A 15,684-nucleotide genomic window follows, 5' to 3' on the forward strand; every position below is an offset into this window, starting at 1 on the left:
GGACGCTCTGCGGAATGGGATGGAATTGCAGGTCTTATAAAATCATTTCCGGACGGAGTGATAATCAAATCCAGATGCCGGTTAATCCGTGAAACTCAAAACACCCCCCGGTTATCGTAAAGCAGAATGTCCGATAACCAAACAGGGTGCGGCGGCATCCCCGGTTGAATCGTTACGACGGAGACTGGAGTTTTCTGTTGCCCGACAGCAGTGTCAGACCCCCAAAGTAGATGCCGAACAGCGAGACAATAATCATGCCGAATACGCGATAAAAGACCGACAATACGATTCCCGACCCTGTCCCCAGTCCCAGCTGCTCGGCGAGTACGCCATAGGCAATCTCCCGAATACCGACGTTGCCGGGAGTGATGATGATATAGCTGCTTAGCTTAAGCAGGATAAAAAAGACCGCCATAGCTGGAATCGTGATGGACCCCTGGCTGCCCGAAAGACAGAGATAAAAAATCAGGATGTTGTTGGCAAAGTTAGTTGTATTTAGAACGATGACACGAATCAGCATAGGATAGTTCTGTATGCCTTGAACCGCGGTGCTAATCATAGCTGAAAGATGTTCATGCAGCCGGCCGAGCCATCCACTGCGAAGTGTTATTTTCTTAAGTAGTATCTCCAGAAACAGGGGAATAAACCAGGCAATACCCAGAATGCCTAAAAAGAGCCATATTGAGATGGAACTAATTGTGAATGTTGGAGCAAATACGGCAAATATCGCTGCCGACAGGACGATATTCATCGCCGCATCCAGCCACAAAAAGCACAAAAAACCTCCGATGTACCGTGTATAGGAGATGCCGAATTTGTGTTTGAGATGGATTGCCCGCCAGACCCCCCCGGCCTGCGGGGCGATGCTGCTCAAGAAACGTCCGATAATAATTGTCTTAAAAAAGTCGATAAACGGGATTTTAGTCCCCGCACAACGGATAATGACATAATATAAGCCCAGTGAGTACAACCACAAATGAAGTGTAAAAAGCCCCAGCAGGATCAGTAGAATAGGCCAGGATAATGAACCAAACAAAGCCAAATCCTGACGATTATGGTAAAAATGCCAGCCTACCCATAAAACGCAAAATACCGCCAAAACCCACTGTAGGGTTTTGCGGTATTTTGGCACAAAACTCACCTCGGGCCTTTTCTCGCCAGATTCCCTTACGTTGTTCTCCAGACTTTCTGTATGGAACGTCTCGGACAAGTGATGTCTCAAAACGATGATTTAATCAACGGCGACCACTTCTTTGATATCGCTGATTTTCTGACGAAGCACCCGTTCTACGCCCATTTTCAGGGTCATACGCGCCCCCGGGCAACCCCGGCAAGCCCCTTGAAGACGGACTTTAACGGTTTTATCGGCATCCACACCAACCAGTTCGATGTCTCCGCCGTCATTTTGCAGCATCGGCCGGATGGATTCAATCACGTCGGCTACCTTTGACTCGAACGTTTTTCCACTGCATCCGCAACTATCGCACATTGTTGTTCTCCTATATATTTTTAAGCGAAGCAATATTGTATTGCCCCGGGTTTGAAATGTCTAATGTTTTTATGAAAACCGAATTATCCTAAGTTCGGTCAGAGGCTTTTGTTCGTAAAGAAAGTTAATGGCTGTTGTTGTATAGAAGCTGATTCCGGTATTGTTTTGGGGTTTTTTTAGTGATTTTCTTGAAAATTCTGCAGAAATAGACCACGTCATTGTAGCCGCAGCGCTGGGCGATATGGTAGAGCGAAAAGTCATAGTTTTGCAGCAGAAATTTGGCTCGGTTGATCCGGACATAGTTTACATAATCACAAAACTTCATATAGCCATTGGTTTTGAATATTCTGGATAGGTGATTTGGTGATATGTCATAGTGTCTGGCAACCGAGTCCCGCGACAGTTCATTCTGGAAGTTTTCCTGAATATAGATACAGATTTCCTGGAACAGAAGATTGGAGTGTTTAGACAAGGGTTTATTGTATTCTTCAAGTCGGATAATATAGCAGGATAAAAGAGCCATAATCAGATGATTAAAGGCCGAATATGGTTTTTTCATCTGGTTCAATTCGAGAATGGAATCAATGAGTTTTTGTTCGGGGCCTGCAAGGGTGTGTTGGAGAGCAATTTTGTCTGCTTTAACTTCAGTATTGGATGTGACCAGGCTGATACCGGTGTGTCGTTTTCCGAACAGGAAGTGGATTGCCTGGGATTGGGTGTTCATATCGGGCTTATCCCAGCAGTTGGGAGGGATAAAAAGGGCCTGGCCGGGATGAAGGGATACGGATGTAACTTTTCGATTTTGCTCCAGTTCTGTTATATAAGTGCCGCTGATTGAAAGGGTTAAGCGTGGAAAATGAACGGCAAATGCCAGCAGCGGCGGGGGTGTTTTATTGCCGGCGAAAAAGACCTCACTGATGCCAGGGCCGGCCATGATTGTCTTAAGGCATTCAATAATGCGTAATTGTGTATCCATATTTCCCTTGTCGTGTCAGATTTTGTCCTAAAACACCCCAATAGATGGCTTCTGAGTCGTATTCGTTACATCCCTCCGGTTTTGAGTCAAATCTGTTAATATGTTACGAAAATCATATAACTGGCAATCAGGATAAATATGGTAACGTTCTGTGTCAAGCGTAAAATATTTGATAGAAAGTAATTATGATATGATTGATGATTGCTTGCTTTTCATTTTGAATCAATTCTGTGTTACAAAAGTGTAAATATTGGTAGTTTATTCCTATATCATTATGCCCTGTTGGCGGGTATAATCTTCCCATATCAGAGATTGAACCCAAATTTACGGTCCAGTTAGAGCGGGTGGTTTATGAAACAATTTTTTCAAAATCAAAAGCAGTATCTGCTCAGTGGGGTGTCGTATGCGATTCCCTTCATCGCCAGCGGTGGGATTTTGATTGCCACGGCGATTGCTTTTGCTCCCATGGGGGCCTCCGGTCCTGATTTCTCCGGCAGTCCTGTGCTGAAGCATATTTTGGTGATAGGAGAGGCGGCATTTAAATTGATGCTTCCGATTCTGGCGGGCTTTATTTCCTATGCCATTGCCAGTAAGCCCGGATTAGTCGCCGGATTTATCGGCGGTTTTTTTGCCGGGATACCCCATGAAGTGGATGGGCGGTCTGCCAGTGCAGGATTTTTGGGGGCACTGCTGGCGGGGCTGGCTGCGGGGCATCTGGTGGTCTGGCTCAAGAAAATGCCGGTCCATAAGCTGCTGCGTCCGATCATGCCGATTTTAATTATTCCGGTGATTTCTTCTGTTGCGATTGGTACGCTGATGTATTATGTCAGTTTGCCGATAGCCGAAATCATGGTTGGGCTGGATGCCTGGCTGCGCGGTATGCAGGCGGCCAGTTCGATTCTTCTGGCGATGTTATTAGGTGCCATGATTGCCTTTGATATGGGCGGGCCTGTCAATAAAACAGCCTTTTTCTTTGGCGCATCGATGATTGAGCAGGGCAACTTTCTGGTGATGGGATCGGTTGCCGCGGCGATCTGTACTCCGCCATTGGGGATGGGGCTTGCCACCTTAATTCGCCGCAGGCTCTGGACCGAAGAGCAGCAGGAAAGCGGGATTGCCGCCCTGGGCATGGGGATGATTGGTATTACCGAGGGAGCGATTCCGTTTGCTGCGGCTGACCCGCTTCGGGTGATTCCCTGCATCATGCTGGGGTCAATGACAGCAGCGGTGGTGGCGATGCTTGGCAAAGTGGGAGACCATGCCCCTCACGGCGGTCCGATTGTACTGCCGGTGGTGGATAATCGAATGATCTATGTGATTGCGATACTTGCGGGGACGATTGTTACCGCATTATCCATTAATCTGCTAAAAACACTGACTGGTGTTAAAAAGGAGGTCTGATTATGAAATTTATCGCAGTGACGGCGTGTCCGACAGGGATTGCTCATACGTATATGGCGGCAGAAAGTCTGGAAAAGACAGCCAAAGAGCTGGGGCATGAAATCAAAGTGGAAACGCAGGGTGCCATGGGGATTGAAAATGAGCTGAGGCCTGCGGATATCAAAGGGGCAGATGCCCTGATTCTGGCGGCAGATATCGCCATTGAAAATGCCGAACGGTTCAAAGGGATTCCCCGAATCGAGGTGCCGGTTCAGCTTGCCCTGAAAGATCCCAAGAGTATCTTTGCCAAAGTTCCCAATCGAGGTTAATGAGTGGCGCGTATGCCAGAAGTTTATGAATATCGATTTGTGTGTCCGCTGCCTAATGGCATTCATGCGCGTCCGGCCAATTGTCTGGAGCAGGTCGTAGCAGGTTTTGCAGACAGTCAGGTCTGGCTGACCAATCTGAGCAATCAGAAAACCGCCAATGCCCGCAGTATTCTGTCGCTGGTTGGGGCGGATATCAAGGCGGGGGATGAATGTGTTCTCAAGGTGGAAGGGGAGAACTGTGGTCCTGCGTACCGGGAAATCGTTCGGTTTCTCAAGGACAAATTTCCATCCTGTGACGATGTTTTACCGCAGATTGGTTCTGAGTCCGAGGTTTATATTCCGCCGGTTTTGCGGGCGGCCGGAGTGCCGATGATTTTCGGCTGCTCGGCGGTGTCGGGTTTCGGCAAAGGCAAGGTGGTCATTGTCGAGGCCTTAAAGCTGCCTGCCGGGATGGATCCGCGTGAACCGGTTCGCCCGGAGCAGGAATTACGCAAGATTGAAAAAGCCGTCGCCGAACATCGCAGCGATATTACCATCAAGCTGGGCTCGGGGCGGCTGACCTCCGTCGAAAGCAAGGTGCTGGAGGCCCATCTGTCGATTGCCAGTGATGTGGAGTTTCTGGATCGGGTCCGTTGTCTCATCCGGCAGCGGGGGATTTGTGCAGGGCAGGCGATAATCGAATCCTTTGAGTATTTTTCCGGGATATTGAAGGCGGCTCGGAGTGAACTGATTCGTGAGCGTATCGTGGATTTGCAGGATGTCTGTTCGCACCTGCTCAAAAAGATTTATGGTTCTGCGGCATCGGATCAGATTGTGCTGTCCGGCCCGTCGGTGTGTGTGGCCGACAATCTGACGCCGTCGCAGTTTATTTCGATGGATAAAACGCTGTTGTCCGGGGTGGTCCTGATGCAAGGCGGCAATACCTCGCATACAGTGATTCTGGCCCGCTCGTTTGGAATCCCGACGGTGACGGGTATCAAGGATGCCACCATTCTATCCAATGGGCAGGAGGTGGTCGTAGATGCGACGTATGGCATTGTGATTACCCAGATGAATGCTCAGGCGGAGCGGTATTATGCGGCCCAGCGTCGCAAGCAGGAATTTCAGCAGCGATACTACGAAGCGTTCCGGGACAAGCCGGCCAAAACCGCCGATGGCGTGAGGCTTGAGGTGATGGCCAATGTGGCAACGGCGGATGAAGTACAGATGGCCCTGTCCGCCGGCGCCGAGGGAATTGGGCTTTTCCGAACGGAGATGCTGTTTATGGGCCGGGATTGTGCTCCGCCTGAAGAGGAGCAATTTATTGAATATAAAAAGGCCGCGGAATATGCGGGGGGAAAGCCGGTCATTATCCGCACGTTTGACATTGGCGGGGATAAATCGGTCAGCTATCTGAACCTGACTTCCGAAGACAATCCGTTTCTGGGGTATCGGGGGGCAAGGGTTTACAGGGAATATGAAGGGCTGCTGAAAAATCAGTTGCGGGCGATTCTGCGGGCGTCGGCTTTCGGGTGCCTCAAGATTATGATTCCCATGGTGTCGTGTCTGGAAGAGGTAACCTATGTCCGCTCGCTGCTGGACCGGATTAAAACCGAGCTGGACGTCCACTCCATCGCGTATGATAAGTCCATTTCGCTGGGGATTATGGTGGAGGTGCCTTCGGTTGTCTTTGTTATTCCGCAACTGGCGGGGCTGGTGGATTTTCTGAGCATCGGCACCAATGATTTAACCCAGTATTTCCTGGCGATTGACCGGGGCAATGAGCGGGTCAGTTCGCTGTACCAATCCCGTCATCCGGGATTGCTTGGCCTGATTCATAAAATCGTTGAGGACGCCCATCGGCATCAGCTGTGGGTGGGCATGTGTGGTGAAATGGCCGGACAGGTGGACCATCTGCCGCTGCTGCTGGGGGCCGGGCTGGATGAAGTGAGTGTTTCGATTCCGGCTGTCGCTGTCATCAAGGCCCGGTGTGCGGACTATGACAGCCGCGACTGTCGCACGATTTTCGAACGGGCCCTATCGGCCAAGTCGGCGGGTCAGGTGGATATGATTCTGGCCGAGCGGCAGCGGGACCCTGTCGCCAAACCTGTGATTGAGCCAGGCCTGATTGATTTGGATGCCGACTGCATCAACAAGGAAGAGGCAATCCAGTATGTCTCGGATATGCTTTATTATGCCCATCGCACCGAAAAACCGGCCGAGCTGGAAAAAGAGTTCTGGCACCGCGAACGTGTGTATTCCACCGGATTGGGCTATGGATTTGCCATTCCGCACTGCAAGACCCAGACTGTGTGTGCGAATTCCATCTGCATGATACGTCTTCAAAAGCCGATTATCTGGAACTCCATCGACGACAAGCCTGTGGATATTGTGATTGCGATGACCATCCGGGATGGCCAGATGGCAGGGGATACCCACATGAAAATCTTTTCGAAACTGGCAAGACAGATTATGCACGATGATTTCAGGGGGATGCTAAGGTCGCTTCAGGACAAGCAGGCTGTTCTTGCGTATCTGCAGGAGAAGCTGGGTTTGTAAGCATTTTTGTTAATCAAGCAGCAACAGAGAATCGGTTGGAGTATATCATGAATGTCAAGATGTTCTGTGTTTTCACTGTGATTGGGAGTTGTATGGCGGCATCGTATTCACAAGGCAGTCAACGGAATCTCGATCGGGACAAAACATTATATGTGGTCGGCTATTCTCACCTGGACAGTCAGTGGCGATGGGATTACCCCCAGACGATTGATGTTTATATCAAGAATACTCTGGACGACAATTTCAAGCTGCTGGAAACCTATCCGGAATATGTGTTTAATTTCAGCGGGGCGGCTCGCTATGCGATGATGAAAGAATACTATCCGGAAAAATACGAGCAGCTCAAAAAATACATTGCCCAGGGGCGATGGTTTGTCTGCGGTTCGTCAGTGGATGAATGCGATGTGCTGATTCCGTCGCCGGAATCGATCCTGCGGCAGATTTTATATGGGAATCAGTATTTTCGAAAGGAATTCAACACCGAAAGTACCGATTTTCTTCTGCCAGATTGCTTTGGTTTTCCGTCCTATCTGCCGTCGGTGTGGGCCCATGCGGGTCTGATTGGCTTTTCCAGTCAGAAGCTGACCTGGGGTTCGGCGGTGGGGATTCCATTTAATGTCGGTGTGTGGGAAGGTCCGGATGGTCAGTCGGTTATAGCGGCGCTGAACCCGGGCAGCTATACCGGCGGGGTTACCGAGCGGCTGGATACCAGCAAAGAATGGGTCAATCGGGTGTATGAAAACGGCCGGGCCAGCGGGGTGTTTGCGGATTATCACTACTATGGTGTGGGGGATGTCGGGGGGGCACCGCGGGAAAAAGATGTCCAGAATGCTGTTGCCAGTCTGGGCAATGAAGACGCCCAGATAGACGTGGTGCTGTGTTCAGCTGACCAGATGTATAAAGACATTACGCCGCAGCAGAAGGCCAGACTGCCCAAATACATTGGCGAACTGATGCTGACGGAGCATTCGTCGGGGGCGATGACCTCGCAGGCGTATATGAAACGATGGAACCGCAAGAATGAGCAGCTGGCTGACGCCGCGGAGCGGGCCGCAGTGATGGCCGACTGGCTGGGAGGCATGGAGTATCCGCACAAGCAGCTTCATCAGGCCTGGTGGCGTGTGCTGGCCAGTCAGATGCATGACATTCTGCCGGGCACGTGTCTGCCCAAGGCGTATGAATATGCCTGGAATGATGAGCTCGTTGCCGCCAACGGTTTTGCAGAGGTGCTCAACGGAGCGATTGGGGCGGTCAGCCGCGTCCTTGATACCCGTGTCAAAGGCCAGGCAATTGTGGTTTATAATCCGTTGTCGTTTGCACGCGAGGATATTGCGGAGGCGACAGTTGTGTTTGCCGGCGGTGCACCGGAGGCCGTGCGGGTGTACAATCCGCAGAACAAGGAAGTCCCCTCACAGGTGCTGTCCATCGACGGCCATGCTGTCAAAGTGGCTTTTTTGGCTTCCGTACCGGCGGTGGGGGCGGCGGTATTTGATGTAAGACCTTCATCGAAACCCTGTGCGCTGCGGTCCGGGCTGGCCGTGAGTGAGCGGACGCTGGAGAATGCCTATTACCGTGTTATGCTCAATGATGCCGGCGACATTGCCGGCATTTATGACAAACAGGCTAACCGCGAATTGCTTAGTCGTCCGGCACGGCTGGAGTTCCATCGCGGGACGCCAAAGGCCTGGCCGGCCTGGAATATGGACTGGCGCGAACGGGCGCTGCCGGCGATTGGGTATGTGGATGGTCCGGCCGATATCCGGATTGCTGAAAACGGACCGGCCCGGGTAGCCATCGAAGTGAAACGTCAGGCGGCCAATTCCGTATTTGTCCAGCGGATTTGCCTCAGTGCCGGCGATAGCGGCAGACGGGTTGAGGTAAAAAATGAAGTTGAATGGCAGTCGATGGCGTGTGTGCTCAAGGCCAGTTTTCCGCTGACGGTGTCCAATCAGACCGCGACGTACACGCAGGGCCTGGGGACGATTCAGCGAAGCAATAATAATCCGCGGCAATTTGAGATGCTTTCGCATGAGTGGTTCGATTTGACGGATACATCCGGCGAGTATGGCGTGTCGATTCTGGAAGATTGCAAATTTGGTTCGGATAAACCGTCAGATGATGTGATACGATTGACGTTGTTATATACGCCGGGGGCGATGCACGGCAGTTATCAGGACCAGCTTTCACAGGATTGGGGTCGGCACGAGTTTACGTATGCGGTGTATGGGCACGAGGGCAACTGGCAGAAGGGCTTGTCGGAACGCCAGGGCAGACGTTTGAATCAGCCGCTGCGGACATTCCAGGTTCAGCCGCATCCGGGGGACGAAGGCAAATCCCTGTCCATGCTGCAGATCAACACCAGCCAGGTGGACGTCAGAGCTGTCAAGAAGTCTGAAGACGGCCAAATGGTGGTGATCCGTCTGCAGGAACTTCTGGGCCGTAATGCCGACGGTGTGGAATTGACTCTTGGCAAGGGTATTGTATCCGGCTATGAAATCGACGGCCAGGAACGCCAGATTCGTCCGGCCGATATTCAGAATGGCAAGCTGAAGGTGTCGATGACCAAATATGCGATTCGCAGCTTTGCCGTGACACTGGCAGATTCGGCCAGCCGCATCGATAAGCCAAATTGTGCGAGCGTCTCATTGCCGTATAATGTGGCGGCATTCAGCTCGGATGGTACTGCCAGGGAGGGCGCATTCGGGGATCAAAAGTGGTCGATGCCTGCTGAGGAACGCTATCCTTTGACTGTCAACGGGATTCGATTTGAGTTGGCGGGGGGGGCTGAAAAAACCGCGGTGGCTTGTCAGGGCCAGACGCTCCGGCTGCCGGAAGGGGATTATAATCGTATATATCTTCTGGCCAGTGCGGATCAGGACACTGCGGAAACGATAACAATTGGTGATCGCTCCTGCGAGTTCAAGGTGCAGGCGTGGACAGGTTTTGTGGGGCAGTATGACTGTCGGGTCTGGGATCGGCAGTTTGGTGTTGAGGATTATGTCGGGGCGGGGCGGCTGCTGGAGATTCAGAAAGGGTACATCAAGCGTGACCCGATAGCGTGGTTCAGTACGCATCGTCATACGGCGGAAGGCAAAAATGAGTCATACCAGTTCAGTTATATCTTTAAATATAGCTATGATTTGCCAGAAGGAACAACGACGATAACGTTGCCGGATAATCCTGCGATCAAGATTTTTGCAGTCACGGCTGCGAAGGATATGAATATAGCGGTCAATGCCTGTGATTTATATGATAATTTCGACCGACGTGAGGAGATTGAGCTTCGCTGGCGGCCGGGTGACTATACCGCCGGCAAGCAGGCCGTTGGCAAAGTAGCTGTGGAGCGGGCCGACAGCTATGAACAGTTGGCCTTGGCAAAGCCGCTGGCGGATGATTATGCTGACCAAAACAGTAAAAACAATGTCCGGTTTTTCTGTACGACAAACGGACCTTTTGCATCGCCTTCCAGAGGACTGGCGGGGGGCATTCTGTATCGAGTAAACAATGGGCAAGGTGGGCAAAATAACGACGATACAAATGAGGCGACCTATTTTGACGGCGGTGAGGCTCGAATTGTTGCGGATTTGCAAAAGCCGGTGACGATTTCAAAAGTCAACACGTTTTCGTGGCATAAGTCCGACCGCGCTCCTCAGATGTTCAGTCTGTGGGGGTGTGCCTCAGACGCGGCACCAGAGGCTGATCTTTATGCGGCTGACGGGTCAGGATGGACGCTGATTGCCCGTGTGGAGACCGAATCCCTGGGTGAGGGTGGGGTTCATGTGTCCTCGATAAGCCTGCCTTCAGACAGGCAATATCGATATCTGATGTGGGTTGCGGATCGAGAAGCTCAGGGGACATTTTTTACTGAAATGGATGTACTTGTTGCAGAATAGGGTTAAATCTGTGACTGTCCCCCTGGGGTGAACACGAGTCATTGAAGAAAGTATAGGTTTAGTATACACAATTCCAGTTTTCAGGTGACAAAAATACAACCTTGTCAAAAATCCAGGAATTTAATTTAAGGGGGGTGTGTAACTTGTTTTTTTATAATCATTAATGGTTAACAAGCTTGTTTTTTGTTAAAACAATCCACAAAGACAGGTTACATTTGTACTATAATTGGTTTTTCTTTCCTATGGATTCTGCTGGTTAAATTTGGCATACTGGCAAGCATGAGGGTAAAAATAAAACAATGTGGGAATATCATGGCCGAGTGTCAGGAATGGCCTGCCGTTTCGTCTGCCCCCCATGCGGAGTATTGCAGTTACTTGTCAAATAACCTGCTATTTAATTTCCCTTTGAAAACAGGCAAACTGTGTTTTCCCTGCCGGATTGCCCGTTATTATAGTCACACCAGGGATACGAAAGAGATGATTATGGCGACAAACAAAAAAGCGTTTACTTTAATAGAGCTGCTGGTGGTGATTGCGATTATTGCGATGTTAATGGCGGTTTTGGTTCCGGCCTTAAAGCGTGTCAAGCAGCAGGCAACAGGGGCGGCGTGTCTGGCGAATGTCAAAGGATTGTCAACGTGCTGGCATACCTATGCCATGGACAACAAAGAACGTTTGGTTTTTGGGCACGTCCCCAATCCTGGCCGTTATGATTCCAAGCAGCAATATTGGGTCAGTTTTCCTCAGGACGAACAGGGAAATTACAAAGGGGGGCCAGGCGAGGTGACACTTCAATATGAACAGAATGGTATCGCGAAGGGTGCATTGTTTCCTTATATTAATTCATATGATGCCTATCATTGCCCCGGGGATAAAAGTAAAGTTCTGTTCGCCGACCAGTACTCCAATAAGCCTTGGTGGAACAGTTATTCCATTCCCGGTTTGATGAATGGAGAAGCCACTTTCTGGAACGATCCAAAAGTAGTAAATAAAATGAGCGATATTGTTAATCCCGGCAATAAAATTATCTTCCTCGAAAATTCTGATCCGAGAGGCTGGATCATGGGGTCATGGCTGATGAACTATGGATCAACTCCTTCATGGACTGATCCAATTGCGATTTGGCATAAAGACCGGGGCACGCTGGGATTTGCAGATGGCCATGCAGAGATGCATCTTTGGATAGATCCTTCGACGATTGAAAATGCAGTATATGCAGCAGGCGGTGTGAAAAATCCGAACCCCAAACCCGGTGAAAAAGGTGAAGATATTCTCTATATGAGACAAGCTTATGTTCCCGGCAGAAGATAAGCTGCAATACATTTCACAAGTAAACAAAAAGCCCTGACCGGATAAGTCAGGGCTTTTTTATTAGTGGTCGGACGGTCTAAGAGGCCTGAGGGACTCTGTTTTTTTCCTGTTGCAATTTTTCTTTCAGATAGCGGGCGGTGTGACTTTTGGTATTTTTAATAATCTGTTCGGGGCTGCCTGTGGCGATAATCTGGCCGCCGGCCTCGCCGCCTTCAGGCCCAAGGTCGATGATATAGTCAGCGGTCTTAATCACATCCAGATTATGTTCAATGACCACGACGGTGTTGCCCATATCCGTCAGTCGCTTGAGGACATTAAGCAGATTGTGAATGTCGGCAAAATGTAAGCCGGTTGTGGGCTCATCGAGGATATACATCGTATGCCCTGTTCCGGGCCGGCCCAATTCCGCAGCCAGCTTGACACGCTGAGCCTCGCCGCCGGACATGGTGGTACTGGATTGCCCCAGTGTCATATAACCCAGGCCGACGTCGCAGAGGGCTTTAAGCAGACGCACGATTTTCGGGAAATTGGAGAAGAAATCCCGGGCCTCCTCAATCCGCATATCCAGCACATCGGCGATGTTTTTGCCTTTGTAGGTAATTTGCAGGGTTTCGGGATTATAGCGGGTTCCTTTGCATTCCTGGCATACAACATAGACATCCGGCAGAAAATGCATCTCAATTTTCCGGGTTCCCTGGCCCTGGCAGTGTTCGCACCGGCCGCCCTTGACATTAAAACTGAATCGTCCGGGCTTATAGCCGCGGATTTTGGCTTCGCGGGTCATGGCAAACAGCGAGCGAATCAGGTCAAACACGCCGGTGTAGGTGGATGGATTGCTTCGTGGTGTCCGGCCAATCGGGGACTGGTCGATTTCAATGACTTTGTCAATATTGGACAGGCCGATGATGTTTTTATGCTTGCCGGGTTTATCTCCGGTATTATGCAGCCGGCGTTTCAGGCCTTTGAGCAGAATCTCGGTGACCAGAGTACTTTTGCCGGAACCGGAAACACCCGTTACGCAGGTGAACACACCGACCGGGAATTTGACATTGACATTTTTGAGGTTATTTTCAGCGGCTCCCCTGACTTCGATACAGGACGAGAGGCTGACTTTTTTGCGTTTTTCCGGGATTTCAATATATTTTTGTCCCGACAGATATTGTCCGGTAATGGATTCAGGAGCATTGCAGATATCTTTCAGAGTACCCTGGGCAATCAGCCTGCCGCCGTTTTCACCCGCTCCGGGGCCGATGTCGATGATATGGTCGGCCTGGGCAATCACATCTTCATCATGCTCAACCACCAGCACGGTGTTGCCGATTCGGCGAAGCTCCTTGAGAATTTCCAGCAGACGGTCATTGTCCCGTCGATGCAGTCCGATGGTTGGTTCGTCCAGTACATAACAGCACCCCACCAGACCTGAGCCGACCTGAGTGGCCAGACGAATTCGCTGGGCTTCACCGCCGGACAGGGTGCGGCTGGTTCGGTCCAGGGTCAGATAACCCAATCCCACATCCATTAAGAATTTAATGCGTGCCCGTACTTCTTTAAGCGGCTGAGCTGCAATCAGAGTTTGTTCTTTGTCAAAGGTCAGTGTATTAAAAAAGGTCTGTGCCTGTTCCACGCTCATGCGTGTGATATCGCGGATGTTTTTGCCCTGAATGGTTACCGCCAGGGCCTCCGGGCGAAGTCGGGCGCCTTTGCAGGTTTTGCAGGGCTGTTCAGATAGATAGCCGTGCAGGCGGGCTTTGACAAATTCACTGTCGGTATTTTCCCATCGTCGTTTGAGATTTGGGATCACACCTTCGAATTCGGTCTGATAGTGCTGCTCATCCTCACTGCGGGTTCCATACAGCAGAATGTGGCGGATGTCTGCAGGAATTTCATTGAAGGGGGTTGCAGAGTTGATGTTGAAATTGCGGCAGAAACGACGGATCAGACGGTTATAGAAGATGTTCATTCGCTTGCCGCCTTTACGCCAGGCATCGATGGCCCCATTTTCCAGAGACAGAGTTTTATCCGGCACAATCAGATCCGGATCAAACTCGAGGATTGTCCCCAGCCCGTCACAGGACAGGCAAGCCCCGTAGGGATTATTGAAGCTGAACAGCCGAGGGGATAATTCCGACAGAGAGGCTTCGGGGTGCGTTGTGCAGGCGAATTTTTCACTGTAAATGACATCCTGCCAGGAGCCGCCGGAACCATTGGTGTTGTTGGTCGGGTGACTGGGGTCCGGCGTCTGGAGCATGGCAATCAGCAGACCCTCGCCGACCTTGAGTGCGGTCTCGACCGAATCGGCCAGGCGGATGCGAATGGACGGCCGGATAATCAGCCGATCGATGACTGCGGCAATTTCATGTTTTTTATTTTTATCCAGCGGCGGGACCGACCGGACATCGTACACCTCACCATCGACCCGAACCCGTACAAAGCCTTCGCGGACAATACGGGCAAAGACGTCTTTGTGCTCGCCTTTCTGCCCGCGAATCAAGGGGGCGCATAACTGCAATTTAGTCCCCTCAGGGTAGCTGAGCAGGGAATCCACAATCTGGGAGGCGTGCTGACTGGAAATCGGACTTCCGCAAATCCAGCAGTGCGGCGTGCCAACACGGGCAAACAGCAGACGCAGATAATCATAGATTTCCGTGGTGGTTGCGACCGTCGAACGGGGATTATTGCCGGCGCTGCGCTGCTCGATGGCAATGGTTGGCGGCAGACCTTCGATGTGCTCGACATGCGGCTTTTGCATCTGTTCCAGGAACTGTCGGGCATAGGCGCTGAGCGATTCGACATATTTCCGCTGTCCTTCGGCATAAATGGTGTCAAATGCCAGACTGCTTTTGCCGGATCCGGAAATACCGGTAATCACAACAAACTGGTCGCGGGGGATGTCGATGTTGATTGTCTTGAGGTTGTGTTCAGCCGCGCCAGTAATCCGTATATATTGGGTGTCGCTGGGCACTTTCCCTGCCTTTCGTTACGTTACCACAGTATAGTTCAGAATAGAAAGAATAAACCAAACTTGCAATTGTAGTTCACTTTGTCTATAAAGTCCAATAAAAAGTTTGTGGATTATATTTTAAGATGATGGATATACACGACTTACATTCCTGGAAAGTGACGCCGTCAGAAGCCATAGGACTGCAAAAACATCTGGCTGGCTGTGTCCGGCTGGTCCCTGTTGTTCGTATGCCGCAAACGATTGTTGCCCTGGATTGTGCCTTCAGCCTGGACAAAAAACGCATAGTCGCTGTTGCTGTGCAGATGCGTTTGCCGGACCTGGAGATGACCCAGACAACCACAGCGATGGGTGTTGTGACATTTCCGTATGTGCCGGGTCTTCTTTCGTTTCGTGAGGCTCCAGTCTGTTTGGAGGCAATGCGAAAATTACACGATATTCCGGATGTGGTTTTGGTTGATGGTCAGGGCATTGCCCACCCGCGAAGACTGGGGTTGGCCAGTCATCTTGGGTTGTGGCTGGATTGTCCGACCATAGGCTGTGCCAAAAGTCGGTTAATCGGCCAATGCGAATCAATTCCTGTGAAAAAAGGGGAATCTTGTCCTTTGCAAGACCAGGGTGTAACGATTGGGTCGGTATTGTGTACGAAGGACCGAGTAAAGCCGCTGTATATTTCTCCCGGCCATAAAATTACGCTGGCTCAATCGATCGAAATTGTCTTATCGTGCTGTACTCGCTATCGGCTTCCCGAACCTGCCCGTCGGGCTCATCAGCTTGTAACTCAATTACGCAAAGGGCTTTAACGGCGT

Annotated in this window: 10 protein-coding genes; 6 read left to right on the forward strand and 4 right to left on the reverse strand. The window is 50.8% G+C overall.

Annotated elements, in window-relative coordinates; translation table 11 throughout:
• Positions 1 to 172: 172 nt before the first annotated feature.
• The 3 genes from ACQ9LF_RS07325 to ACQ9LF_RS07335 all read right to left on the reverse strand — a co-directional run bounded on the left by ACQ9LF_RS07325 (position 173) and on the right by ACQ9LF_RS07335 (position 2,465).
• Positions 173 to 1,141 carry a lysylphosphatidylglycerol synthase transmembrane domain-containing protein gene (locus tag ACQ9LF_RS07325; RefSeq protein WP_462488732.1) on the reverse strand — a complete coding sequence of 323 codons (969 nt, stop codon included), beginning with the start codon at positions 1,139 to 1,141 and terminating at the stop codon, positions 173 to 175.
• A gap of 90 nt (positions 1,142 to 1,231) precedes the next feature.
• The gene (locus ACQ9LF_RS07330) at positions 1,232 to 1,489 is read right to left on the reverse strand and encodes a NifU family protein (RefSeq protein WP_462488733.1); all 258 of its coding nucleotides are present in this window, start codon (positions 1,487 to 1,489) and stop codon (positions 1,232 to 1,234) included.
• A 124-nt stretch (positions 1,490 to 1,613) separates the two neighbouring features.
• Positions 1,614 to 2,465, reverse strand: coding sequence for a helix-turn-helix transcriptional regulator (locus ACQ9LF_RS07335; protein ID WP_462488734.1), 852 nt, complete (start codon positions 2,463 to 2,465; stop codon positions 1,614 to 1,616).
• 351 nt (positions 2,466 to 2,816) lie between these two features.
• Here ACQ9LF_RS07335 and ACQ9LF_RS07340 point away from each other — a divergent pair, with 351 nt between their 5' ends.
• From ACQ9LF_RS07340 to ACQ9LF_RS07360, 5 genes are all read left to right on the forward strand, one after another.
• Positions 2,817 to 3,866, forward strand: coding sequence for a PTS fructose transporter subunit IIC (locus tag ACQ9LF_RS07340; protein ID WP_462488735.1), 1,050 nt, complete (start codon positions 2,817 to 2,819; stop codon positions 3,864 to 3,866).
• A 2-nt stretch (positions 3,867 to 3,868) separates the two neighbouring features.
• Positions 3,869 to 4,174 (forward strand): PTS fructose transporter subunit IIB, encoded by a 306-nt coding sequence (locus tag ACQ9LF_RS07345; protein ID WP_462488736.1) that lies wholly within the window; start codon positions 3,869 to 3,871, stop codon positions 4,172 to 4,174.
• A gap of 12 nt (positions 4,175 to 4,186) precedes the next feature.
• Entirely contained in the window at positions 4,187 to 6,712 is a 2,526-nt protein-coding gene (gene ptsP, locus ACQ9LF_RS07350) for a phosphoenolpyruvate--protein phosphotransferase (protein ID WP_462488737.1), read from the forward strand.
• Positions 6,713 to 6,759: 47 nt separating this feature from the next.
• Entirely contained in the window at positions 6,760 to 10,605 is a 3,846-nt protein-coding gene (locus ACQ9LF_RS07355; RefSeq protein ID WP_462488738.1) for an alpha-mannosidase, read from the forward strand.
• Between the two features lie 483 nt (positions 10,606 to 11,088).
• Positions 11,089 to 11,916: a type II secretion system protein gene (locus ACQ9LF_RS07360; protein WP_462488739.1), complete on the forward strand. Its 828-nt coding sequence runs from the start codon at positions 11,089 to 11,091 to the stop codon at positions 11,914 to 11,916.
• A gap of 76 nt (positions 11,917 to 11,992) precedes the next feature.
• On the opposite strand, the gene uvrA is transcribed toward ACQ9LF_RS07360, so the two are convergent.
• Positions 11,993 to 14,878 (reverse strand): excinuclease ABC subunit UvrA, encoded by a 2,886-nt coding sequence (uvrA, locus tag ACQ9LF_RS07365; RefSeq protein WP_462488740.1) that lies wholly within the window; start codon positions 14,876 to 14,878, stop codon positions 11,993 to 11,995.
• A gap of 122 nt (positions 14,879 to 15,000) precedes the next feature.
• On the opposite strand from uvrA, the gene ACQ9LF_RS07370 reads away from it, so the two are divergent.
• Positions 15,001 to 15,678, forward strand: coding sequence for an endonuclease V (locus tag ACQ9LF_RS07370; protein ID WP_462488741.1), 678 nt, complete (start codon positions 15,001 to 15,003; stop codon positions 15,676 to 15,678).
• Positions 15,679 to 15,684: the final 6 nt, after the last annotated feature.

It is taken from the genome of Anaeroglomus insulsum, assembly GCF_050689095.1.
GTDB lineage: Bacteria > Planctomycetota > Phycisphaerae > Sedimentisphaerales > Anaerohalosphaeraceae > Anaeroglomus > Anaeroglomus insulsum.